Origin of the sequence: Lentzea sp. NPDC051213, from assembly GCF_044455585.1 — a bacterium.
Classification (GTDB): Bacteria; Actinomycetota; Actinomycetes; order Mycobacteriales; family Pseudonocardiaceae; genus Lentzea.
The window spans coordinates 62,094-81,434 of the sequence record NZ_JBITEX010000004.1 but is presented as its reverse complement, the minus strand read 5'-3'; the positions used below and the strand labels follow the sequence as shown (position 1 = coordinate 81,434).

The following is a 19,341-nucleotide window of genomic DNA, read 5'->3' as shown; positions in this document are numbered from 1 at the left end:
CACATCTCCTTCGGACCGCTATGTTCCCCACCGACCAGGCTACGTGGGAGGGATCTCGGGGCATGGACGACGTCGTGATCGTGGGAGGCGGGCACAACGGGCTGGTGGCCGCCGCGTACCTCGCGCGGGCGGGCAAGTCGGTCAGAGTGCTGGAGAAGCTCCCGCACGTCGGCGGCGCGGCGGTCAGCGCGTCACCCTGGGAGGGCGTCGACGCACGGCTGTCGCGCTTCTCCTACCTGGTGTCGCTGCTGCCCGACCAGATCGCCACCGATCTGGGGCTGAACCTGACGCTGCGGTCGCGCGCGGCCTCCTCGTACACCCCGAACGGCAAGACCGGACTGCTGGTGGAACGCGAGCCCGGCGAGGCGACCACCGCGTCGTTCCAGGCCGTGTGCGGATCGCTCGACGACTGGGAGCGGTGGCAGCGCTGGTACGCCGACCTCGAGCTGATGGCCCAGGCCCTGGCGCCGACCCTGCTGGAACCGCTGGTGTCCCGCGACCACCTGCGCGTGCACGTCGACGCGGTGGCGCGCGGCCGGTTGTGGGACCAGGTCTTCGCCCGGCCGATCGGCGCCACCCTGCAGGAGCTGTTCGACAACAACCTGGTGCGCGGCGTCGTCGCCACCGACGCGTTGATCGGCACGCACTCGTCGCTGCATTCCTTGCGCGCCAACAAGTGCTTCCTCTACCACGTGATCGGCAACGGCACCGGTGAGTGGAAGGTCCCGGTCGGCGGCATGGGCGCGGTCACCGCCGAGCTGGAGCGCGCCGCCCGTGAAGCCGGCGCGCAGATCGTCACCGGCGCTGAGGTGACGTCCGTCGAGTCCGACGGCAAGACCGCCACTGTGTCGTACGGCGACGAGACGGTGGAGACCAGGTTCGTGCTGTCCAATGTGGCTCCTTCGGTACTGGGACGCTTGCAGGGCAAGGAAGTCCACGACTCACCCGGTTGTCAGTTGAAGATCAACATGCTGCTGCGCAGGCTGCCGGAGCTGAAGTCCGGAGTGGACGCACGGCTCGCGTTCGCCGGCACGTTCCACCTCGACGAGTCGTACGACCAGCTGGAGACCGCGTACCTGGAGAGCGCGGCCGGCCAGGTGCCGTCGGTGCTGCCGGGCGAGATGTACTGCCACTCGCTGACCGATCCGTCGATCCTCGGGCCGTCGCTGGCGGGCCACGAGACGTTGACGCTGTTCGGCCTGCACCTGCCGGCCTCGTTGTTCGAGGGCCGCAACTCCGAACTGCGCGACGAGCTCGTCCGGCGCTACCTGGAGCAGCTCAACGCCCACCTGGTCGAGCCGATCCAGGACTGCCTCGCGGTGGACGCGAACGGCGACCCGTGCATCGAGGCCCGCACGCCGCTCGACCTGGAGGCGGAGCTCGGCCTGCCGGGTGGCAACATCTTCCACGGGGAGCTGGGCTGGCCGTTCGCCGAGAACGACGACGACATCGGCAAGTGGGGCGTGGAGACCGACGTCGACAACGTGTTCGTCTGCGGCGCCGGATCCCGTCGCGGTGGCGGGGTCAGCGGCATCGGTGGCCACAACGCGGCGCGGGCGGTGCTCGAGCGCATCTGATGGGAATTCTGCGACATGCTGGATGACACCGGCTGTCATCTCTGGTTACAGTGATCGCGTGGGGGACTTCTACGGGATTGCGGAAATCGCGGACGCCATGGGGCTGAGCCGCCAACTGGTGACGGTGTGGCGCAAGCGCCGCTCGCACGGCATTCCGGAGCCGGACGCCGAGCTCGCGTCCGGCCCGATCTGGCGCAGGGAAACGGTCGAACCGTGGATCGAACGGACCCGCGGCCGCCTGGGGCTCGCGGGCGGGCGCGAATCGGCGAGCCGCAGCCTGCGGTTGCGCACGTGCCGCCGGGTGCTCCGGCTCGCCGCGCTCATGCTCGAGGAACCGCAGCGGGTGCGGGTGCTCAACGACGCGGCCGACCAGCTGCGCGACCTCATCCACGAGGTCGACCAGACCGCCGACGACGTGGTCGGCTCGCTGTTGCGGGAGCTCATCGAGCCGGTGCGCGACCCCGATGTGCCGGCCGAGCTGCTGCGCGTGCCGATCATCGAGTCGTTGCCGCTGGTGACCGCCGTCGCGCGGAACTCGCCAGACTGGTGAGCAGGGCGCTGGGCGAGGCCAGTGCCACGCCCACTGCGCGGTGCCTGCTCGGCCGGCCACGGCGGGTTGATCCACGTCGCGGCCATCAGCACACCCAACGTCCCCGGTAGCCACAGCTGCCCCTGCCACGGGGTCTTATATCAGGATTTATATATCAAGGAACCTTGCTAAAGGTTTATTGATGTGGGTACCGTGGTGCCATGACCGAGGCTCGCATCACCGACCCCAAGACGCTTCGCGCGCTCTCGCACCCATTCCGGTGGAAGCTGATCCAGCTGCTCACCGAAGAGGGGCCGCGCACCGCCACGCAGTGCTCGGAGAGGCTCGGCGAGAGCGTCGCGAGCTGCTCGTACCACCTGAACATGCTGGCCAAGTACGGCTTCGTCAGCGAGGTCGAGGGTCCTGGCCGGCAGAAGCCGTGGCGGATCGTCAGCACGCGGCAGTCGATCTCGCCGGAAGGACTCGAGGGCGAGGCGGCGATGGCGGCCGAGGCTGCCGCGCTGGCCTACCTGGACCAGGAGTTCGAGCGCACGCGGGAACGCCTGCGCCAGCGCGAGCACCTGCCGGAGGACTGGCGCAAGTCGGTCGGCACGGAGGGCACCGTCAAGTTCCTCACCGCCGACGAGGCCGACGCGTACCTGGACGAACTCCGGGCGCTGATGAACAAGTACGACGACCGCCGGCTTGATGAGTCGCTCCGGCCGGAAGGCGCGCGGGCGGTCAGGTTGTTCCTGAGCGTCACGGTCGCACCCGAATAGAACAAGAGACGAGGGGATTCGCCATGTTCTCGCACCACGACGCGTTTGCTATCGCGAAGCAGAGGCAGTGCGACTTCGAGGCCGACGCGGCCATGGGCCGGCTGGAGAAGAAGTCCAAGGAAGTCGTTGCGAAGCCTGAGCGGCGCCGGTTGAGGCTGTTCGTTCGCGTTCGTCCGGCGTAGGGTGTGACTCCGCCGCTGCAAACGTTTTCATGACGTTTCAACGGGGAGGACATCCGTGTTACGGAGACTCGGCGCCGCGGTCACAGCGGCTCTGCTCGCCACCGCGATGCTTGCGGAACCGGCCCAAGCGGCGGTGCACAACGTCAAGGACTACGGCGCGGTCGGCAATGGCAGCGCCAACGACACGGCCGCGATCAACAGGGCGATCACGGCGGCGAACGCGGCCGGCGGCGGGACCGTGCAGTTCCCGTCCGGCACCTACCGCTCGCCCAACTCGATCCACCTGAAGAGCAACGTCACGGTGCAGCTCGACGCGGGCGCGACGATCATGGGAGCGTCCGGCGCCGGGTACGACCCGCCGGAGGACAACCAGTGGGACGAGTACCAGGACTACGGGCACAGCCACTTCCACAACGCGATGATCTGGGGTGACCGGCTCGCCAACATCGCGTTCGTGGGCAGCGGCACCATCGACGGCGGCGGCGCCCTCATCACCGGCAACCCCGGTCGCGGGCAGGCCGACAAGATCATCTCGTTGACGCGCTGCGAGAACCTCACGGTCAGCGGCATCAAACTGCGTCGCGGCGGGCACTTCGCGATGCTGATCAACGGGTGTAAGAACGTCGTGTCCGACCGGCTGACGATCGACACCGCGAGCGACCGCGACGGGTGGAACGTCATCAGCACCACCAACGTGACGATCACCAACGGCAACTTCGCCGGCAACGACGACGCGCTCGCGTTCAAGAGTGACTACGCGCTCGGCCAGAAGCTGAGCAACGGCAACGTGAAGGTCTACGACACCAAGCTCAGCGCGGGCTGCTGCAACGCGTTGATGTTCGGTTCGGAGACGTGCGGTGACTTCACCGGCTACGACTTCCAGCGCATCCAGATCCAGGGTTCCAACAAGTCCGGGCTCGGCCTCGTCTCGATGGACGGCTCGATCGTCTCCGACGTGCACTACAAGGACATCACCGTCAGCGGGGTGCGGTCGCCGATCATGCTCAAGGTCGGGGCCAGAAAACGGTGCGGCAACAACCCCGGCGTCGGTGCCATCAGGAACATCACCTACGACAACGTGACGATCAACGGTGCCTCGCCGTCGTTCAGCCCGACCATCATGGGCGACGTCGACGGGCACGTCAGCGACGTGACGTTCACCAACGTCAAGATCAACGTGCCCGGCGGCAACGGCACCATGTCGACCAACCCGCCGAGCAACGAGCGCACCAACTACAACCCGAACTCGATCGGCACCCGGCCCGCGTACGGCTGGTACGTCCGCTATGCCGACCGCATCAAGTGGGCCGGCGGCAGCGGCGTGTCGTTCACCAGCAACGACGGCCGGCCCGCCGTCATCGCCGACAACTCCACGGACCTGACGTTCGACGGGTTCGGCTGGGAGCGCGGCACGAGCAGTCCGACGGACTTCCTCTTCCGCAACACCAACGGTTTCTGCGTCCGCAACTCCGGTTCACCGCGCATCACCAACACCGGGTCGACCGAGAAGTGCAGTGTGGGCAACGACTTCAGCCTCACCGTCGACCCGGCGGCACGGACGATCAAGCCCGGCGAGACCGCGTCGTACGCGATCCGCACGGCGTTCACGGGCTCGCCGGGGCCGATCGCGCTGGACGCGGACAACGTCCCGGCCGGGAGCGTGGTCCAGTTCAACCCGGCCACGGTCAACCCGGGCGGCACCTCGGTGATGACCGTGGCGACGCTGCCGGACACCCCGCAGGGCACGTCCGACATCACCGTCACGGGCACGGCGGGATCGCTCACCCGCACAGCCACGGCACGGCTGACCGTCGGTGACGCACCGGACGAGCTGGAGCTGAGCGGGCTGACGGTCGCCGACACCGCCAACGCGGGGGACTGGTCGTTGCAGACGAACCTGCGCACCGGTGTGGCGCAGTACGGCGACCGTGACTTCACGTTCAGCGCGGTGCCTGCCGAAATCGCCGGGGCGCAGTGGATCCGCACCGCCAACGACTCGAAGTCGGCAGCGCAGAACCCGTTGGCGCGCTTCCGGATCAACCGCGACGCGGTGGTCTACGTCGCGGTCGACACGAGGCTCGGCAAACGTCCGTGGATGGACGGGCTGTGGCTCGACAGCGGCCTGTCGCTGGTCAACACCGAAGGGTCCGCGAAGACCTTCCGCCTGTACGCCAAGGGCTTCCCGGCGGGGGAGGTCCAGCTGGGTCCCAACGGTGGTGCCAGCAACTACTCGGTGATCGTCACCTAGCCTCGAGCCGGACGATCACCGACTTGGAGGTCGGCGTACCCGAGATGTCCGCCTTGGAGTCCAGCGGCACCAAGGGGTTCGCCTCGGGGAAGTACGTGGCCACGCACCCACGCGCGGTCGAGTAGGAGATGATCCGGAACGACTCGGCGCGGCGTTCGACGACGCCCGTCGGGTCGTCCTTCCACTCCGACACGATGTTGACCATCTGACCGTCCTTGAACCCCAGATCCTTGATGTCGTCCGGGTTCACGAACACCACGCGCCTGCCGTCCTTCACGCCGCGGTAGCGGTCGTCCAGGCCGTAGATCGTGGTGTTGTACTGGTCGTGGCTGCGCAGGGTCTGCATCAGCAGCCTGCCCCGCGGCACCTCGATGACGGTCAGCTCGTTCGCGGTGAAGTTCGCCTTGCCGGTCGTCGTCGCGAACTCGCGCGAGTCCCGCGGCGGGTGCGGCAGCACGAAACCGTCCGGCTGACGGACCCGCGTGTTGTAGTCGGTGCAGCCAGCCACGACGCGCGAGATGTGCTCGCGGATCACGTCGTAGTCCTTCTCGAACGCTTCCCACGCAACGGGGTGCGACGTGCCGAGCGTCTTGCGCGCCAACCGGCACACGATGGAGATCTCGGACAGCAGCTGGTCGGACGCGGGCTTCAACCGGCCGCGCGAGCGGTGCACGACCGACATCGAGTCCTCGACCGTCACGAACTGCTCGCCTGAGTGCTGCACGTCGCTCTCGGTGCGGCCCAGCGCGGGCAGGATGAGCGCGGTGCGGCCGTGGACGACGTGCGAGCGGTTGAGCTTCGTCGACACGTGCACCGTCAACGAGCACTGCTCCAGCGCCTTCTCGGTCACCGGGGTGTCGGGGGTGGCGCTGACGAAGTTGCCGCCCATCGCGATGAACACCTTGGCGCGGCCGTGGCGCATGGCGTTGATCGCGTCGACGGTGTCGAAGCCGTGCTTGCGCGGCACCGGGATGCCGAACTCGGTCTCCAGCGCCAGCAGGAACTTCTCCGGCATCTTCTCGTAGATGCCCATCGTGCGGTCGCCCTGCACGTTCGAGTGCCCGCGCACCGGGCACAGTCCCGCGCCCGGCTTGCCGATCATGCCGCGCAGGAACATCACGTTCGCGACCTCGCGGATGGTCGGCACGGAGTGCTTGTGCTGCGTGAGACCCATGGCCCAGCACGCGATCGTGCGCTTCGAGTCGACGAACATGCCCGCCACGCGGGTGATCTGCGCGCGGGTCAGGCCGGTCGCGGTGAGCACCCGGTCCCAGTCGAGCTCGCGCAGGCTCTCCGCGTACTCCTCGAAGCCGTGCGTGGACTTCGCGATGAAGTCGCGGTCGAGCTTGTCCCACGTCAGCAGCAGGTGCCCGATCGCCTGGAACAGCGCCTGGTCGCCACCCACGCGGATCTGCACGAACTCGTCGCACAACGCGGTGCCGCGGCCGACGAGGCCCGCCACGTTCTGCGGGTTCTTGAACCGCATCAGGCCGGCTTCCGGCAACGGGTTCACGGCGATGATCTTGGCGCCGTTCTTCTTGGCGTCCTCCAGCGCGCTGAGCATGCGCGGGTGGTTCGTGCCGGGGTTCTGGCCGACGACCACGATGAGGTCGGCGAGCTCGAAGTCCTTGATGGACACCGAACCCTTGCCGATGCCGATGGTCTGGTTCAGTGCGGCGCCGGAGGACTCGTGGCACATGTTCGAGCAGTCCGGCAGGTTGTTCGTGCCGAACGAGCGGACCAGCAGCTGGTAGAGGAACGCGGCCTCGTTGCTGGTGCGGCCGCTCGTGTAGAAAATCGCCTCATCGGGTGACGACAGCGACGTCAGCTCGTCGGCGATGAGGCTGAACGCGTTGTCCCAGCTGATCGGCGTGTAGTGGGTGGCGCCGGGCCGCATGACCATCGGCTCGGTGAGCCTGCCCTGCTGGCCGAGCCAGTAGTCGGTCTTCTCCCGCAGGGTCGCGAGCGAGTGCGCGGCGAAGAACTCCGGCCCGATGCGGCGCTTGGTGGCCTCCTCGGCGACGGCCTTCGCGCCGTTCTCGCAGAACTCGGCCATCTTGCGGTGGCCCTGCGGCTCCGGCCACGCGCAACCGGGACAGTCGAAGCCTTCACGCTGGTTGAGCAGGCGCAACGTCTTGACCGTGCGGGTCACACCCATCTGCTCGACCGCGCGGTCGAGCGACACGAGCACGCCGGGAATCCCCGCTGCCCATGTCTTGGGGGTGCTGACTTCGAGCGCGGACTCGTCGACGTCGTGCTGCGGGGGCTTGCTGCTCATGGGTGCATTCTTCGCTGATCGACGTCGGCGCCGCCAGCGCCCCCGAAGAACGCGGCGGCGCCGTCGTCACGGGCCCCAAGGGGTTGAACGGTCCGTGACGGTCAATTGTGATCGGGGTCACTCTGCCTGGGCACCTCTGAAAGGGTGATCAGTCGCAGGTGTTCTCGGTCGGCATCGCGCCCTCGGCCGAGAAGTACTTCTTCTCGTCGTCGAGGACGCCGTTGCCGCCCGGCGCGACCGGCTCGGTGAACTGCGGCGCGAGGAAACCCTCCTTGGCCGCCTTGCACGCGATCGAGTAGTGGAAGTTGTCGAGCTTGGACAGCCACAGGCCGCCGTCCGGCATGATCAGGTACGTCGCCTGCTGGCGGGTGGACGCGACCATCTCCATCTGGTTGACCAGCTTCTTCGGGTCCGGCGGCTCGAACGCGTACGCGAACACGTAGTCCGCCGTCACGGCCGGGTAGCCGTCCTTCTCGCCGAGCGTCATCTTCCCGGACACCTTGATGCCGTTCGGCAGCAGCTTCGTGCCCTGCTTGAGTCGCGTGGCCCAGCCGCGCAGGTCGTTCACGACGCGCTCGCGCATCTTCGGCGACAGCATGGCGAGGAACCTGTCCGGCTTGTGCTCGCTGAGCATCACCGGGTCCAGGCGCGACGCGATGAGCGCCTGGCGGACCTGTTCGAACGCCGGGGTGGCGTCCGGCGCGACGATGCCCTTCTCGCCGTCGGCCCACTGTTCGGCAGGCGTGCCGGCGAACGGGACCGCCACGTTGACTCCGGTGTAGGGCAGCTGCGCCTCCGGCAGCGAGACCTCGCCGAACTTCCCGGCCCGGTAGAGCCCGAACAGCACCGCGCCGATGACGATCAACGCGATCGCGGACACCACCTTGCCGCTGTGCCTGCGCATGCGTGCCCGCCGGCGTTGCTTGCGGATCTCCCGTTTGGCGCGTCTGTTCGCTCTGCGGATCCAGGCCGCGTCGTTCAGATCCGGATGATCTTCAAGGTCGTACTGCACGTGCCCCCCAAGTCGGTCGCAGAGCTCGTCGCGCGCGCGACTTGAACACGGCGTCGGCCGTGGTCCGGTTGCCTTCTGCGATGCGACGACTCCCCCAGGAATCTCCCCAAGGGCGGCATCTTAGGGCGTGTGCGGCCCGTTAGCAGGTATCTCGATTTAAGTCGATACCCCCACCTCCGTAGACTTCACAGCTGTGACTGAACTCGACACCGCAACCCAGCGTCCCGACCTCCCCGCCGCGTGGACTCCGGCGGAGGTAGAGGCGGAGCTGTACCAGCGGTGGGTCGACCGGGGCTACTTCACGGCGGACCCGAGCAGCGACAAGCCGCCGTTCACCATCGTGCTGCCCCCGCCGAACGTCAACGGCAGCCTGCACATGGGTCACGCGCTCAACCACTCGGTCATGGACGCCCTGACCAGGCGCCGCCGCATGCAGGGCTACGAGGTCCTGTGGCTGCCCGGCACCGACCACGCGGGCATCGCGACGCAGAACGCCGTCGAGCGCGCACTGGCCGGTGAGGGCCTGTCGCGCCACGACCTGGGCCGGGAGAAGTTCGTCGAGCGCGTCTGGGACTGGCGCGAGGAGGTCGGCGGCCGGATCCTCGGCCAGATGCGCCGCCTCGGCGACGGTGTCGACTGGACGCGGACGCGCTTCACCATGGACGAGGGCCTGTCGCGCGCCGTCGGGACGATCTTCAAGAAGATGTTCGACGACGGCCTGATCTACCAGGCCGAGCGGATCATCAACTGGTGCCCGCGCTGCCAGACGGCGTTGTCGGACATCGAGGTCGACCACAGCGAGGACGACGGCGAGCTCGTCTCGATCCGCTACGGCGACGGGGAGAACTCGATCGTCGTCGCGACCACGCGCGCCGAGACGATGCTCGGTGACACCGCGGTCGCCGTCCACCCGGACGACGAGCGCTACCAGCACCTCATCGGCACCGAGGTCGCGCTGCCGCTGACCGGCCGCCGGATCCCGATCATCGCCGACTCCCACGTCGACCCGAAGTTCGGCACCGGTGCCGTCAAGGTCACGCCGGCGCACGACCCGAACGACTTCGAGATCGGCCAGCGCCACGGCCTGCCGAACCTCATGATCATGGACGAGCGTGCGACCATCACCGCGCACGGCCCGTTCGAGGGGCTGGACCGCTTCGAGGCCCGTCCCGCGATCGTCGCCGCGCTGCGTGCCGACGGCCGGATCGTCGCGGAGAAGCGGCCGTACGTCCACGCGGTCGGCCACTGCTCGCGCTGCGACACGGTCATCGAACCGCGCCTGTCCCTGCAGTGGTGGGTCAAGGTCGAGGGCATCGCCGCCGCCGCGTCGGCCGCCGTCCGCGACGGTCGCACCACGATCCACCCGGCCGAGCTGAACAAGCGCTACTTCGACTGGACCGACAACCTGCACGACTGGTGCATCTCGCGTCAGCTGTGGTGGGGCCACCGGATTCCGGTCTGGTACGGCCCGAACGGTGAGGTCGTCTGCGTCGGACCGGACGACGAGGCGCCCACCGGTGAGGGCTGGCGTCAGGACGAGGACGTCCTCGACACCTGGTTCTCGTCGGGCCTGTGGCCGTTCTCGACGCTGGGCTGGCCGGACGAGACCGAGGACCTGAAGAAGTTCTACCCGACCACGGTTCTCTCGACCGGCTACGACATCCTGTTCTTCTGGGTCGTCCGGATGATGATGTTCGGCCTGTACGCGATGGGCGAGACCCAGCCGTTCGACCACGTCTTCCTGCACGGCCTCGTTCGGGACCAGTACGGCAAGAAGATGTCGAAGTCCAAGGGCAACGGCATCGACCCGCTGGAGTGGATGGACCGCTACGGCGCCGACGCCACCCGCTTCACGCTCCTGCGCGGCGCGAACCCCGGGTCGGACCTCGCGGTCGCCGAGGAGTGGGCAGCCGGTTCGCGCAACTTCACCACGAAGCTGTGGAACGCCACCCGTTTCGCGCTGGCCAACGGCGCGACGGTCGCGCGTCCGCTGCCGGCACGTGACGAGCTGACCGCCGCGGACCGCTGGATCCTGGACTCGCTGGACGAGCTCGTGTCCACTGTGGACTCGAACTTCGAGTCGTTCCAGTTCTCCCGTGCCTGCGACGCGCTCCAGAGCTTCACGCGGGACGAGTTCTGCGACTGGTACCTGGAGATCGCGAAGGTCCAGTTCGCCGACGGCCGGGTCGAGGCCACGCAGTCCGTCCTCGGCCACGTCCTCGACGTCGTGCTGCGCCTGCTGCACCCGGCGATCCCGTTCATCACCGAGACGCTGTGGACCGCGCTGACCGGCGAGGAGTCGCTCGTCATCGCCGAGTGGCCCAAGCCGACGGGCATCGAGCGGGACGAGGACGCCGCCGCGCAGATCGAGGGCCTGAAGAAGCTGGCCACCGAGATCCGCCGGTTCCGTTCCGAGCAGGGCCTGAAGCCGGGTCAGAAGGTCGCGGGCAAGGTCCGTGGCGCGTGCTGCGTCGGCCTCATCGACCAGGTGCCGTCGGTCCGCTCGCTGACGCGGGTAACCGAGCCCGGTGACGAGTTCACCGTCTCGGCGACGCTCGAGGTCGGCCTGCCCAAGGGCGCGGTGAAGGTCGAGCTGGACCTGTCCGGCACGATCGACGTCGTCGCCGAGCGCAAGCGCCTCGAGAAGGACCTCGCGGTGGCCACCAAGGAACTCGCGCAGACGTCGGGCAAGCTCGGCAACGCGGCGTTCCTCGGCAAGGCCCCCGCCGACGTGGTCGCGAAGATCGAGGCCCGCAAGGCAGCCGCCGAGTCGGACATCACCCGCATCAACGAGCGCCTGGCCGCGCTGCCGGAGGCGTAAGCACCGTGGAAACCAACCTCGACGAGTTCCTCGACGTCGAGAACGAGCTCAACCAGCGGTGGCCCGAGACGAAGCTCGAGCCGTCGCTGGACCGGATCAAGGCGCTGGCGCACGTGCTGAGCGACCCGCAGACGGGCTACCCGGTCGTGCAGCTGACGGGGACGAACGGCAAGACGTCGACGTCGCGCATGGTCGATGCGCTCTTCACGCGCATCGGCCTGCGCACCGGCCGCTACACCAGCCCGCACCTGCAGCTGGCGACCGAGCGGATCAGCCTCGACAACGAGCCGATCAGCCCGGACCGGTACGTCGAGGTCTACCGCGACATCGAGCCGTACGTCGCCATGGTGGACAGTCAGTCCGAGATCCGGATGAGCAAGTTCGAGGTCCTCACCGGCATGGCGTACGCGGCCTTCGCGGACGCCCCGGTCGACGTCGCCGTCGTCGAGGTGGGCATGGGCGGCACGTGGGACGCGACCTCGATCGCCGACGCGCGCATCGCCGTCCTGACCCCGATCGGACTCGACCACACCGAGTACCTGGGCACGCGTCCCGAGGACATCGCGGTCGAGAAGGCCGGCATCATCAAGGCGGGCTCCGTCGCCGTCGTCGGCGAGCAGAGCCCCGAGGTCATGCGGGTGATCCTGGAGCGGGTGGCCGCCGTGGACGCCATGGTCGCGCGCTACGGCAGCGAGTTCGGCGTCGTCTCCCGCTCGGTGGCCGTCGGTGGCCAGCTGATCACGTTGCAGGGCCTGGGCGGTGTCTACGAGGACATCTTCCTGCCGCTGCACGGCGAACACCAGGCGGCCAACGCCGCTCTCGCGCTGGCTTCCGTCGAAGCGTTCTTCGGTGCCGGCGCCGACCGCCAGCTCGACGTGGAGGCCATCCGCGAGGGTTTCGCCACGGTCCTCACGCCGGGCCGCCTGGAGCGCGTCCGCTCCGCGCCCAACGTCTTCGTCGACGCGGCCCACAACCCGCACGGCGCCGCGGCACTGGCCCGCGCGCTGGACACGGAGTTCGGCTTCCGCAAGCTGGTCGCCGTCGTCGCCGTCATGTCCGACAAGGACGCCGAAGGCATCCTGTCCGCCCTGGAACCGGTCGTGAGCGAGCTGGTGATCACCACCAACTCCTCGCCGCGCGCCATGGACCCGGACGTGCTGGCCGGCGTCGCGATCCCGATCTTCGGTGAGGACCGCTTCGAGGTGCGTCCCCGGCTGGACGACGCCATCGAGGAGGCGATCCACCTGACCGAGGACGAGCTCTCCGGCGGCGGCGTGATCGTGACCGGTTCGGTCGTCACGGCCGGCGAGGCCCGCGCGCTGTTCGGAAAGGAGCCGGCATGACCTCCCCGGCTCCGTTGAAGAAAGACCCGATGAAGGCGTTCCGGGGAATCATGGCCGGCACGCTGATCCTCGAGGTCATCGTGGTCGCCCTGGCCCTGCCGGTGATCGCCAAGCTGCACGGCGGCGTCACCTCGCTGGCCGGCTGGGTGGCGTTCGGCTTCATCGCGGTGTTCATCGCGATGTGCGCGTTCGTGCGCCGGCCGTGGGCGATCGCCGCCGTCGTCGGCCTGCACGTGCTGCTGATCGCCAGCTGGCTCCTGCTGCCCGCGCTCGGGGTGATCGGCGTGATCTTCGGGCTGGTGTGGGCGTACCTGCTGTGGCTGCGCAAGGACCTGCTCAAGCGGATGGCCGAGGGCAGGCTTCCCGCGCAGCAACAGCAGAACGGAACAACTACTTCTTCTGGTTGAGCTCTTCCTGGCCCTTTTCGTAGCTCTCGTCCCAGTTCGCGCCTTCCTTGAACGCCTCGGAGGCGCCGGTGCGGCCGAGCGCGATGGGCTTGATCGTGTCCGCGAACCCGTCACGGCCACGCGGCGCCATGATGTCGTCGACCCGGTTGGCCGCGTTCTTCATGGTGTCGTTGCCGAACGTGAGCTTGTCGCGGATCGCGTTGTTGGCGCTGGAGAACCCGTCCTCGATCTGCTTCACCGAGGCGTGGTTCTTGCCGATCGACCGCCCGACGCCCTTGGCCTTGCGGCCGATGTTGACGGCGGCCTTGGCCAGCGCGTCGGACACGCCCTTGAGGTTGTCGAACTTGCGGACGGCCTGCGCGAGCTTCATCAGCAGCTTGCTGACCTTGCCCGCGATCTTGCCCGCGGTCGACGCCGCCCGTGCCACGGCCCAGCCGGTGAACGCGGCGATCGAGGCACCAAAGCTGCACCAGCTCGTCGCGAGCGCGGTCACCGCGGCGATGATGAACTCCGCCACCACGTCGGCCACGATGTCGCGGATGATGCCCCGCACCGCCGCGACCAGGATGCCGGTGCCCCGGATACCGGTGGCGACCGCGTTCGCGGCCCCCTCCAGCGCCTTGACCTGCTCGGCGAGCGTGCCCGCCGCCTTGCGGTAGCCGTCACCGGACTGGCCGGTCCAGCCGCTGGTCTGGCCGGAGGCGGCCTGCGCGTAGTCGTTGCCGACCTTCGCGCACGCCTTGGCGACCTCACCCCAGGCGGCCGCGACGACGTTGATCGCACCGGGGTCGCCGGCGAGGTCGTCGAGCGGTTCCTTGAGGAACGACACGTGCTCGATCAACCAGCCGATGCCCGCGCCCACGAGCGTGCCCAGCGGGTTCGCGACGAACCCGAGCACGTCGAGGCCCAGCGCGACCCCGTCGAACGCCCAGTCGCTGGGGTTGTTGAAGTCCTCCGCGCACTTCCAGACGGTGTCGATGATCCGCGCACCGTCGGTGGCGTTGTCCGCACTGACGTCGAGAACCATCACTGCCCCTTGTACTTGTCGAACAACTTGGCGTGGTCGTCATCGGTCTGCTGGGTGGCGTCGGCGCAGTCGCGCAGCGCGTCGGCCACGTCCGGCAGCGCATTCGCCAGTTCGTTGATCGAGTTCGCGATCGCCGCGATGTGAATGCGCACCGGCACGCTGAAGACCTGCCCGATGATCCCGTAAGTCTCGATGCCGAGATCGACGCTTTCGCCGCGCGCGGCGGCCCTCGTGAGCTCCATGCCCATCGACTGCACGTTGCCCGCGTGGTTGATCACGTCGGCGGGCACCATGGCGAAACTTCCCGTCACGGGATCCCTCTTATCGGTAGATGGAGCCGGTGGGCTCGTCGTCGTCGGGGTGCTGCGGCGGCCTCTGGCGCTGCTGCGGCTCCTCGGTCTCTTCCGGCTGCTGCGCCGCGGTGACCTGGTCACGCAGGAAGTCCATGGCCGACGTGCCGCCGATCAACGGCTGCATCGTCGCCTCCATCTGCCCGGCGACGGCGGCGTGCCCTCTGCTGACGGTCTCGGTTATCAGGGCAGCCAGCTGGTCGGGGGACATCCTCATCGCGGAGGGAGTCAGGCTCAGCTTCTCCAGCCGCCCACCCGGTGCCATCGTCACCGTGACCGAGCGGTCGGGGCTGCTCACGTTCGCGCGCAACGCCTTGAGCTGAGCCTGCGTCTCCTCGGCCCGCTGCTGGATGTCGCTGACACGACGCAGGTAGTCGTCCAGTCGCTGCTGTCCAGCGCCCAGTTCTGCAGAACTCATGTCCCGTGAGACTGAGGCAACCGTCTTTCGGTTCCCCTACTTGTGCACCAATTGCGCGACCATGTCCTTTGCGGACTGTCGAGTGAAAACCGTGACGGCCAGCAACGCGAGCAGAACCAGCGCGTCCCGGCCTCCCGCCAGCCACACCGCGACAGGCGCGTGCCCAGGTAGAGCGAATGCCGCCTGGACGATCGCCCAGGTCGCCAACGCCGCGATCAACGCGGTCGGCACCCAGCTGGTGCCGCCGCCGAGAACCTGCTTCTTCGTGTCGACGTACGACTGTCCATACCGAACGATCCGCGCGGCGTCCTTGTGCACGCTCTCCGCGATCACCCCGATCATGACGGCGACCAGCACGGCGAACCCGGCGAGCACCCCGGACGGCAGGTCGACCAGCCACGCCCTGCTGAGCTCGGGCCACGGTGACACGAACTCCCCGACCCGTCGCGGCGCGTCGAAGTACTGCGTCGAGGCCAGTCCTTCCGCCGCAGCCGTAGCAAGCCCGAGCCAGGCGAACAACCGCAGCCTGCGCACCCGTCGCGTGATGGGAGTCGCCTTCACTTCCTCCTTGGTGACCGGCCACTTCTCCTCGGCCTTCTTGCTCTTCCTCCCCGGAACGAGCGAGAGGATCGCCGCGAAGGCCAGCCACAGCGTCAGCAGACCGAGTACCACCGCGGCGAGCGGGCCGGCGAGGAACCACCGCCCGCTGTCGTTGAGCCCGGGATCCCGATTGGACCGGAAGACGGCGACGTCACGCTGGCCAGGTTCGAGCTGCCCTGGCGGGAACGCGAGCTGTTCGGCGGGGCCGTTGTCCCAGCGCACATCAGCGGTGCACCCGTAACTGGTGCCGAGCCCCAACCGCCCGATCGGACCGTGTTCGGTGCAGGACGTCACGGTGGCGGTGCCGACCCGCTTCGCATCGACCGAGCCGACCAGGACGTCGGTGGTCCTGATCGTCGTGGCCAGCGCGAGGAAGGCGAGGACGGCGGCGAGAGCGAAGGCGAGTGCGCGCACCGCGCCACCCTAACCGCGATCAGGTGACGTCGTACGCGGCGTTTCCCGGCTCATAGGGCGCGGTCACGCACGGCGGTCCCGCCCCTGACCGTCCACAATGGTCACAACGACGACCTCGCGCCCGGCCTGGAGTGCGGGACCGTGCCTTCGACGTCGCGGAACCGGTGGAGTTCCTTCCCTCGATAGCGTGAAATCCCGCCGCTCTGAATAGGCGAAAGAGCAGCCGTAGCGCCAACCCTGCCAACAGCGCCGAGATTGCCTTTGCTGCTAACACTGTGTGTACAAGCGACTCGGAGTTCCAAGCTGGAGCGCTGCTCACTTTCTCCGATAACGCCTGGTCACAGTTCGTGACCGTTCTCCGGACGAGTCACGTCGGGTAGCGATATGCTCCTTCCAGGTTCGAGTACCGGGGGCAGGGGAGCTATGAGCGGAACCAAGGTCGACCTCGACACACTTCGCGCCGCCATCAAGGAATACGAGTCGATCCGCGACGAGCTGGTCCTGGCTCACCAGGGCGGCTACGCGTTGACGACCGTCCAGGCCGCGGGTTTGGACAAGCCGAGTGACGTCTACGCGAACCGGGCTCGTGACGCGGGCAAGATGCATCTGCAGTCCAACGTCCAGTTGCAGGAAACGCTGACTGCCCGGATCGACAACCTGAAAGCCACACTGGCTCAGTACGAGCAGACCGAGCAGGGTGTCAAGGACAACCTCAAGTGAAGGACTGAGCTGTTGCGCATCCGAACCATCGTCGCCGGTACCGCCGCGCTCGTCCTCGTGGCGGGCTGCAGCGACAGCGGTGGCACCACCGGTACGCCGACGAACGCCACTCAGCCGACCAGCAGCAGCAACAGCAGCGGACCGCCCAAGATTCAGAACCCGCTCAACGTGAAGGCCTTCGAGGCTGATCCGTGCGGCGTGGTCACCTCTGCCCAGGTCCAGGCATTCGGCGTGCCTGGAGTCACCGGCAAGGTGAACACCAATGCTGTCGGAGCGGCCTGTGTGTGGCTCGGTGCGAGCACGCCGGCGAGGATGTCGCCGGGAGTGGTGATCTTCCCGGACGGTACGAACCTCAGCACGATCCTGCCCAAGAAAGACACCACGTACGAGGTGTTCGAGCCGCTGCCCGACATCCAGGGTTATCCGGCGTACATCGCTCTCATCAACGACGCGCGCAAGAGCGGCAGCTGCGAGATTCTCGTCGGGGTCTCCGACGAGAAGGTGATCGCCGCTACCTTCCAGAGCTCGACCGGCAGCCAGAAGTACGCGGACCCGTGCGGCGCGTCCACCGAGTTCGCGAATCTCGCCATCACCACGATCAAGGCAGGTGCGAAATGACACGGCCCGCGCCCAGCTGCTCCACAGAGGACAACACCCGTGCGGACGGGCTTTCCGGACATCAGATCTACACCCAGATGACCGGTGGCCCCGGCACCGGGTCTGCGCAGGCCGCGGCCGTCGCGGCCGCCGGCCTGGAGCGCAGCTATGCCGCGATCGAGGGCCGGCTCAAGCGCGTGGGCGAGACGCTGGGCGAGTCGTGGACGGGTGCGAGCGCGGACGCCGCCCAAGCCGCCGCCAACCCGATCAACGCGGCGATGATCCAGATGCAGGACTCGCTGCGCCAGGCCGACCACTCGCTGTCCAACCAGGTCTACCAGTTCAACCTGAACAAGGGGCAGCTCAAGAACATGCCGGCGAACAAGCCGGACACGGGCTTCTGGGACGACGTCTCGCCGTGGGACACCGACGCCGAGGACGCCGCCAACCAGTACGGCAGCGACGAGGCGCACAACCGCAAGGTGTACAGCGAGTTCCAGAGCGCCAGCAACACCAACCGCGGTGAGCTGCCCAAGGAGTTCCCCGGCGTCACGGCCGACAACCTGAACGTCGAGGTCGTCGACACCGGTGGCAACAACGGCGAAGACAAGACCACGAACACCAGCAGCAGCTCCAGCAGCACCAAGCCCTCCTCGACCGGGTTCCCGAGCACGACCGGCAGTCCGCAGGGGCCGACCGGCACCTGGACTCCGCCGGGGACCGTCACCGGCGACACGACCAACACCAGCTGGACCAGTGGTGGCAAGGACGGCGTCACCAAGCCGGGCAGCAGTGACCTCGGCGGCAAGCCGCTCACAGGCGGCGTGATCGACCGGCCGCCGAACGCGGGTCTCCCGCCGATCGGCGTGCCGGGAGGACCCGGGCTGACCGGTCCTGGCGGGCCCAGTGGTGGCGGTCGCGGGCCCGGTGGTGCCGGCGGTGGCAAGGTCGGCGGCGGCACAGGCGGCGGCGCGGGCGGCAAGTTCGGTGGCGGCCTCGCCGGCACCGGCACCGGCGGCAGCGGCACGGCAGGACAGCAGCCGGGTGGCAAGTCCGGTGTGTTCGGTGGCATGGGCGAGAGCGCCAATGCACGCGGTGGCGTCGGCGGCACCACACCGGCCGGCCGCGGTGGTGCCGCGGGTATGGGCGGCATGGGCGGTGCCGGTGCGAAGGGTCAGGGTGACGAGGACTCGGAGCACAAGACCGCCGACTACCTCATCACCGAGGAGAACACGAACGAGATCATCGGCGACATGCCGATGGTCGCTCCACCGACGATCGGGGGGTGACGTGCTGCGGTCGTCCATCCAACTGTCCGACCTCGCGTTCGACGTGCTGTGGAAGCAGGAGAAGCTCGGGGACTTCCACCCGGCCCTCTACGTCGATTCGCCGGGTGAGACCGAAGACGAGCGCGCGGTCATCGAGCGCGACGTCATCGGCGAGCTGCGCCGGGTCGGGCTCGACCACCCGGACGTGCGGGGCACGCTGCACCTGATCGCCAAGGCGGACACGGACTACTCGGCGTGGATCGCGCTCACGCCGAGCGAGACGCGGCCCGTCGTGGTCGCCGCGAACTCGCAGCACGGTGTGCTCGCCCTGCACGACAACGGGTTCGTGCAGCTGCACCCGATCCGGCCGGAGAACGCGCCCGAGGTGCTCGCGATGCAGCTGCCGGACGTGCCGGCCGGCAAGGGCGCGTCGATCAACGTGCACGAGTCGGAGATCAACACGCACCAGCAGGGCAAGGCGACGCCGTCGATCTCGCTGCGGCAGCTGCTCGCCCAGCCCCGCAAGGGCACGGCGAAGCTGTACGCCGCGCGGCGGGGCGCCGAGGGCAGGCAGCGGGCCAAGACCTTCCTCACCACGATCGACTTCGAGGACGGCCGCTGGCTCGTGGTCAAGTACACCGACCAGAACAACCAGACGTGGGTGCACGCCACGCCCGCGTCGCGCCAGATCATCACCGACTGGCTCAAGCGTCTGACGTGAGGCCGCACGCGGGGCGCTTTCGCACGGAGAGTGCGAAAGCGCTTCGCTGG

General features: G+C 68.2%; 19 protein-coding genes. 13 read left to right on the top strand and 6 right to left on the bottom strand.

Annotation, left to right across the window (positions count from 1 at the left end; all coding sequences use genetic code 11):
- The first annotated feature begins 62 nt into the window (after positions 1 to 62).
- The 5 genes from ACIA8G_RS18570 (at position 63) to ACIA8G_RS18550 (ending at position 5,315) form a co-directional block, all read left to right on the top strand.
- Positions 63 to 1,577, top strand: a complete 1,515-nt coding sequence (locus ACIA8G_RS18570; protein WP_396419762.1) for a phytoene desaturase family protein — start codon at positions 63 to 65, stop codon at positions 1,575 to 1,577.
- 58 nt (positions 1,578 to 1,635) lie between these two features.
- Complete coding sequence (locus ACIA8G_RS18565) at positions 1,636 to 2,127, top strand: hypothetical protein (RefSeq protein ID WP_396419761.1); 492 nt, start codon at positions 1,636 to 1,638, stop codon at positions 2,125 to 2,127.
- 200 nt (positions 2,128 to 2,327) lie between these two features.
- Entirely contained in the window at positions 2,328 to 2,885 is a 558-nt protein-coding gene (locus ACIA8G_RS18560; RefSeq protein WP_396419760.1) for a helix-turn-helix domain-containing protein, read from the top strand.
- Positions 2,886 to 2,908: 23 nt separating this feature from the next.
- Positions 2,909 to 3,067, top strand: coding sequence for a hypothetical protein (locus tag ACIA8G_RS18555; RefSeq protein WP_396419759.1), 159 nt, complete (start codon positions 2,909 to 2,911; stop codon positions 3,065 to 3,067).
- Between the two features lie 55 nt (positions 3,068 to 3,122).
- Entirely contained in the window at positions 3,123 to 5,315 is a 2,193-nt protein-coding gene (locus ACIA8G_RS18550) for a glycosyl hydrolase family 28 protein (protein WP_396419758.1), read from the top strand.
- Here the strand turns inward: ACIA8G_RS18550 and ACIA8G_RS18545 are convergent.
- Together ACIA8G_RS18545 and ACIA8G_RS18540 are read right to left on the bottom strand one after the other, a co-directional pair.
- Positions 5,308 to 7,593 carry an FdhF/YdeP family oxidoreductase gene (locus ACIA8G_RS18545; RefSeq protein ID WP_396419757.1) on the bottom strand — a complete coding sequence of 762 codons (2,286 nt, stop codon included), beginning with the start codon at positions 7,591 to 7,593 and terminating at the stop codon, positions 5,308 to 5,310. The two genes, ACIA8G_RS18550 and ACIA8G_RS18545, sit on opposite strands and share 8 nt — an antisense overlap.
- A gap of 148 nt (positions 7,594 to 7,741) precedes the next feature.
- Complete coding sequence (locus ACIA8G_RS18540; RefSeq protein ID WP_396419756.1) at positions 7,742 to 8,605, bottom strand: hypothetical protein; 864 nt, start codon at positions 8,603 to 8,605, stop codon at positions 7,742 to 7,744.
- Between the two features lie 193 nt (positions 8,606 to 8,798).
- Between ACIA8G_RS18540 and ACIA8G_RS18535 the strand changes: the two genes are divergently transcribed.
- The 3 genes from ACIA8G_RS18535 to ACIA8G_RS18525 are packed head-to-tail and all read left to right on the top strand — an operon-like array spanning position 8,799 to position 13,176.
- On the top strand, positions 8,799 to 11,426 hold the full coding sequence (locus ACIA8G_RS18535) for a valine--tRNA ligase (RefSeq protein WP_396419754.1): 2,628 nt from the start codon (positions 8,799 to 8,801) through the stop codon (positions 11,424 to 11,426).
- A 5-nt stretch (positions 11,427 to 11,431) separates the two neighbouring features.
- On the top strand, positions 11,432 to 12,769 hold the full coding sequence (locus tag ACIA8G_RS18530; protein ID WP_396419752.1) for a bifunctional folylpolyglutamate synthase/dihydrofolate synthase: 1,338 nt from the start codon (positions 11,432 to 11,434) through the stop codon (positions 12,767 to 12,769).
- Positions 12,766 to 13,176 (top strand): DUF4233 domain-containing protein, encoded by a 411-nt coding sequence (locus ACIA8G_RS18525; protein WP_396419750.1) that lies wholly within the window; start codon positions 12,766 to 12,768, stop codon positions 13,174 to 13,176. The genes ACIA8G_RS18530 and ACIA8G_RS18525 overlap by 4 nt, the downstream gene beginning before the upstream one ends.
- Here the strand turns inward: ACIA8G_RS18525 and ACIA8G_RS18520 are convergent.
- Genes ACIA8G_RS18520 through ACIA8G_RS18505 form a run of 4 tightly spaced genes read right to left on the bottom strand, consistent with a single transcriptional unit; the run spans position 13,160 to position 15,985 of the window.
- Positions 13,160 to 14,203, bottom strand: a complete 1,044-nt coding sequence (locus tag ACIA8G_RS18520) for a hypothetical protein (RefSeq protein ID WP_396419748.1) — start codon at positions 14,201 to 14,203, stop codon at positions 13,160 to 13,162. The genes ACIA8G_RS18525 and ACIA8G_RS18520 overlap by 17 nt on opposite strands.
- Positions 14,203 to 14,514, bottom strand: coding sequence for a type VII secretion target (locus ACIA8G_RS18515; protein ID WP_396419747.1), 312 nt, complete (start codon positions 14,512 to 14,514; stop codon positions 14,203 to 14,205). Before ACIA8G_RS18515 ends, ACIA8G_RS18520 begins: the two co-directional genes overlap by 1 nt.
- A 10-nt stretch (positions 14,515 to 14,524) precedes the next feature.
- Entirely contained in the window at positions 14,525 to 14,971 is a 447-nt protein-coding gene (locus ACIA8G_RS18510) for a YbaB/EbfC family nucleoid-associated protein (RefSeq protein WP_396419746.1), read from the bottom strand.
- A 36-nt stretch (positions 14,972 to 15,007) separates the two neighbouring features.
- Positions 15,008 to 15,985 carry a DUF6346 domain-containing protein gene (locus ACIA8G_RS18505; protein ID WP_396419745.1) on the bottom strand — a complete coding sequence of 326 codons (978 nt, stop codon included), beginning with the start codon at positions 15,983 to 15,985 and terminating at the stop codon, positions 15,008 to 15,010.
- Between the two features lie 203 nt (positions 15,986 to 16,188).
- Here ACIA8G_RS18505 and ACIA8G_RS18500 point away from each other — a divergent pair, with 203 nt between their 5' ends.
- From ACIA8G_RS18500 to ACIA8G_RS18480, 5 genes are read left to right on the top strand one after another with little or no spacing between them, the layout of a single operon-like run.
- Positions 16,189 to 16,365 (top strand): DUF397 domain-containing protein, encoded by a 177-nt coding sequence (locus tag ACIA8G_RS18500; protein WP_396420538.1) that lies wholly within the window; start codon positions 16,189 to 16,191, stop codon positions 16,363 to 16,365.
- 43 nt (positions 16,366 to 16,408) lie between these two features.
- On the top strand, positions 16,409 to 16,705 hold the full coding sequence (locus ACIA8G_RS18495; protein ID WP_396419744.1) for a PE domain-containing protein: 297 nt from the start codon (positions 16,409 to 16,411) through the stop codon (positions 16,703 to 16,705).
- 12 nt (positions 16,706 to 16,717) lie between these two features.
- Positions 16,718 to 17,323: a DUF3558 domain-containing protein gene (locus ACIA8G_RS18490; RefSeq protein WP_396419743.1), complete on the top strand. Its 606-nt coding sequence runs from the start codon at positions 16,718 to 16,720 to the stop codon at positions 17,321 to 17,323.
- Positions 17,320 to 18,591: a PPE domain-containing protein gene (locus tag ACIA8G_RS18485; RefSeq protein WP_396419742.1), complete on the top strand. Its 1,272-nt coding sequence runs from the start codon at positions 17,320 to 17,322 to the stop codon at positions 18,589 to 18,591. The genes ACIA8G_RS18490 and ACIA8G_RS18485 overlap by 4 nt, the downstream gene beginning before the upstream one ends.
- Before the next feature lies 1 nt (position 18,592).
- Positions 18,593 to 19,291 carry an ESX secretion-associated protein EspG gene (locus tag ACIA8G_RS18480; protein WP_396419741.1) on the top strand — a complete coding sequence of 233 codons (699 nt, stop codon included), beginning with the start codon at positions 18,593 to 18,595 and terminating at the stop codon, positions 19,289 to 19,291.
- Positions 19,292 to 19,341: the final 50 nt, after the last annotated feature.